The following is a 3,766-nucleotide window of genomic DNA, read 5'->3' as shown; positions in this document are numbered from 1 at the left end:
CATAGTCACGCCCTCGCCGCCTGGCGCGCCCTGTCGCGCTCGCGCGCGGCGAAGACCGGCATCACCTCGTCGACCCACAGCTTGATCGTCTTCTTCTGCAGCTCGAACGGCAGGTTGAACGTCAGGCCGAGGCAGTACTGGTCAACGCCCGCGGCTTCATAGTCGAGCAGCTTCTCGATCACCTCGTCGGGCGTGCCGAACATCAGGTTGCGACGGATGTTCTCGGGATTGTAATTGTCTTTGCCCTTGACGCTCTCGTAGGGGATAGCTTCGGGAAAGCCGTTTTGCACGGTGCCGATGTTCTGGAACAGGTTCTCGAACGCGCGGCCATAGTCAATGGCATGCCCGACCGCGATCTCCCAATCCTGCGCTCGTTCGTAGACGCAGGTGCGCCGCTGCATCATCAGGCGCGGGCGCGGCACCTCTGGATGATCGGCGACGGCCTTGCGGAATTTCTCGCCGAGCACGGCGATCTCGGCCGCCGGCGCCGACAAGGGCGTCGACAGGATCGAAGCGCCGATGCCGACCGCCCAGTCGAAGGTTCCCGGGTCCCGCGCGGCCACCCAGATCGGCGGATGCGGCTTCTGTAGCGGCTTCGGCACGCCGGCGGCGAGTGGGAACTTCCAGTAATCGCCGTCATGGGCATAATCCTGTGCCCACAGCTTCTTCACCGCCGGCACCAGCTCCTTCAGATAGGCAACGCCTTCCTGCTGCGGCATGCCGCCGGCCATGCGGTCGAACTCATATTGGTACGAACCGCGCGCGATGCCGAACTCCAGCCGCCCGCCGGTCAGGTGATCACAAAGTGCCGCCTCCCCTGCCAACCGGATCGGGCTCCAGTAGGGCGCGACCAGCGTCGAGGTGCCGAGGCGGATCTGCTCGGTATGCTGGGCAAGCCAGGTCAGCGTCATCAGGGGGTTGGGCGAGATCGTGCATTCGATCGTGTGATGCTCCGCCGTCCACAGCGTCTCGAAGCCACCCTCGTCGGCCAGGCGCGCCAACTCGAGGAGATTGCTCTTCACCTTCGACATCGGCATGTCGGGCGAGAAGCGTTCCATGGTCAGCGAAACGGCGAATTTCATGTCGGTCTCCCCAGTGCGTCGGGTTGGTCAGCGAAGGCGGATAATGAAGGGGTCCTGCATGGCGCCCGAGTAGTCGATGACGACGTTCTTCAGGCGCGAGAACTCCTCCATGGCGTCGAAGCCGCCGCGCCGCCCGTAGCCGCTCTCCTTGAAGCCGCCATTGGCGGACATGAAGGACGAGGCGCGGTAGGTGTTGATCCAGACGGTGCCGGCTTCAACATTCCTGGCGAAACGCAGCGCGCGGTTGATGTCCCGGGTCCAGATGCCGGAGGCGAGGCCATAGCGGGTGTCGTTGGCGAGACGGATCATCTGGTCTTCCGACGAGAACGGGATGACGCCGACGACAGGACCGAACAGCTCCTCCTGCATGAAGTCCATGCCGTTGTCAGCATCGGTCATCACGGTCGGCTCGAAGTACCAGCCGCCTGCAAGCTCATCCGCCTGCGGCCGCTTGCCGCCGGCCGCAATCCGCGCGCCCTGGCGCACGCCCGAGGCGACGTAGCCTTCTACCTTGGCGAGTTGCACCGACAGCGCCAGCGGTCCGACGTCGGTTTCCTCCAGCATCGGCAGCCCGACCCGCACGCGCCGCGTGCGTTCGACCAGCGCCTCGACGAACCGATCGTAGACGCTGGCCTCGACGAAACAGCGCGAACCGGCGACGCAGGTCTGCCCAGCCGCCGCGAACACACCGGACACGACGCCGTTGACGGCATGGTCGATGTCGACGTCGTCGAAGACGACATGTGGCGACTTGCCGCCGAGTTCCATCGAACAGGGGATGAGGTTCTCAGCCGCATTGGCGGCAATCCGCCGGCCCGTCGCCGTCGAACCGGTGAAGACGAATTTCGCGATGCCAGGGTGCCGGGTCAGCGCGTCCCCCGCCACGGCGCCGGTGCCGGTCACGACATTGACGACGCCGGCCGGGAAGCCGGCCTCCATGATCAGCTCGGCCAGCGCGAGCGTGGAGGCACTGGCATGCTCGGACGGCTTGACGACCACCGTGTTGCCGAGCGCCAGGCATGGCGCCAGCGTGCCGGTGAGCAGCATCAGCGGCGAGTTCCATGGCGTGATCATGCCGACGACGCCGATCGGCTCGCGCAGGTTGAAATTGAGCATGTCGAGCTTGTTGACCGGAATGGTGTCGCCGAGCAGCTTGTCGGCCATCCCTGCGAAATAGGTGTAGCTGTCGGGCATGGCGCGCATCTGCGCCCGCATTTCCTTGAGCAGCTTGCCGTTGTCACGGGTCTCGATCAGCGCCAACTCGTCGGCGTGCTCCAGCACCAGTTCCCCCAAACGGCGCACCAGCGTGCCGCGGTCGGTCTGGGTCATGCGTCGCCAGACTGGATTGGCAAAAGCTAGGCGCGCCGCCTCCACGGCCGCGCCGACATCCTCGGCATTGGCCTCTGCGAATTGGTACCAGGGCTTGCCGGTGGTCGGATCGAAACTGTCGATGTACTGGCCACCTTTCGGCGCCACGAACGCGCCGTTGATGAACAGGTTCTGGCGTGAGCCTTCGAGCGATTCGACCGTCGTTTTCATGCTGTCTGTCCTGGGTGAAGCATCATTCGGATGCGGCTTGCGTCCACGATTGCGACTGGCCGTCGATCATGGCGACGCGGCCGCCGTCGCCGGTGTCGATGTAAATGCCGAAGCGCTTGTCCTGGCGCTCCCGCGCATAGCGGCGCAGCATGGCGCGCAATTCATGGGTGGCGACCCGCTCATAGGGCAGCGCGTCGACGGAAAAGAAGGCGTGGCCATCCGGAAGTGCTGCTTCAGCGCTCTCACGGCTCAGTTCGGCGCGGTAGATGAGATAGCCCGGGTCGCTGTCGGCGACGTCGAAGACCGAATAGAGGAAGGTGTTTTCAGGGACGAGGGTCAGCGCCTCGCCGCCATCGAGGACGAGCTGACTGTCGGCCTTGCGGCGCCGCGCCGTCGGCAGCACCCAACTTCCCTTGCCATCGGTGCGCAAGAGGATGCGGTCGCCGGCTTCGACAAGATAGCCGATGATCATGTCCTGCGAGGCCAGCCAGCCGGCAGGCAGCGGATCCTTTACGCTGGCGTAACGGCCGCGGCAAAACCCGAGCGGCGCCGATGGGCTGGTTCCGAAAGCCTGGACCTGGCCGATCAGGATGATGTGGTCGCCGGCCTCGATGCGGTTGTGAACGGTGCAGTCGAACCATGTCAGGCTGTCGGTGAGGATCGGCGCGCCGGTGTGGGCGCGGTCATAGTTGACCGACTGGAATTTGTCCGCCGCTTTGGATGCGAACACCGAAGAAACGTCGACCTGGCCTTCATGGAGGAAATTGACCGCGAAGGACCGTGTTTCGTTGAATGCGGGAAAGCTCGCCGCCGCCTTGGCGACGCAGACCAGGAGCAACGGCGGGTCAAGCGAGACCGAGGTAAAGGAGTTCGCGGTCATGCCGCGCGGATTGCCGTCGCAGTCGCGCGTGGTGATGACGGTCACGCCGGTGACGAAGGTGCCGAAGGCACGACGCAAGGCGATCGGGTCGATCGTCCTGTGTACCACCGCGTCCGCCATTGCTTTCCTCCCATAGTGTCGGATGAAAGCTAGGCAAGAGACGGCCGGCCTTCTTCCTCCGGTCTGTAGGAAAGATGTCGGGGCGTGCTGCTGCCATCCCGAGCAAGTGCAGGCGCAGCGCGCCTGCACTTGCTCGGGATGGCAG

3 protein-coding genes are annotated in these 3,766 nt (G+C 64.8%); all 3 read right to left on the bottom strand.

From position 1 onward, the window contains the following. Positions 1 to 5: 5 nt before the first annotated feature. From EOC06_RS34370 to EOC06_RS34360, 3 genes are read right to left on the bottom strand one after another with little or no spacing between them, the layout of a single operon-like run. The gene (locus EOC06_RS34370; RefSeq protein WP_127380198.1) at positions 6 to 1,082 is read right to left on the bottom strand and encodes an LLM class flavin-dependent oxidoreductase; all 1,077 of its coding nucleotides are present in this window, start codon (positions 1,080 to 1,082) and stop codon (positions 6 to 8) included. A gap of 27 nt (positions 1,083 to 1,109) precedes the next feature. After that, entirely contained in the window at positions 1,110 to 2,621 is a 1,512-nt protein-coding gene (locus EOC06_RS34365; RefSeq protein WP_127332292.1) for an aldehyde dehydrogenase, read from the bottom strand. Between the two features lie 22 nt (positions 2,622 to 2,643). Next, positions 2,644 to 3,621 (bottom strand): flavin reductase family protein, encoded by a 978-nt coding sequence (locus EOC06_RS34360; protein ID WP_127322470.1) that lies wholly within the window; start codon positions 3,619 to 3,621, stop codon positions 2,644 to 2,646. Between the last annotated feature and the right edge of the window lie 145 nt (positions 3,622 to 3,766).

Origin of the sequence: Mesorhizobium sp. M7A.F.Ca.MR.362.00.0.0 (assembly GCF_004023175.1) — a bacterium.
In the GTDB taxonomy this organism is placed as follows: domain Bacteria; phylum Pseudomonadota; class Alphaproteobacteria; order Rhizobiales; family Rhizobiaceae; genus Mesorhizobium.
The sequence above is the reverse complement of the archived record's forward strand: the minus strand, read 5'-3'. Positions and strand labels throughout refer to the sequence as shown.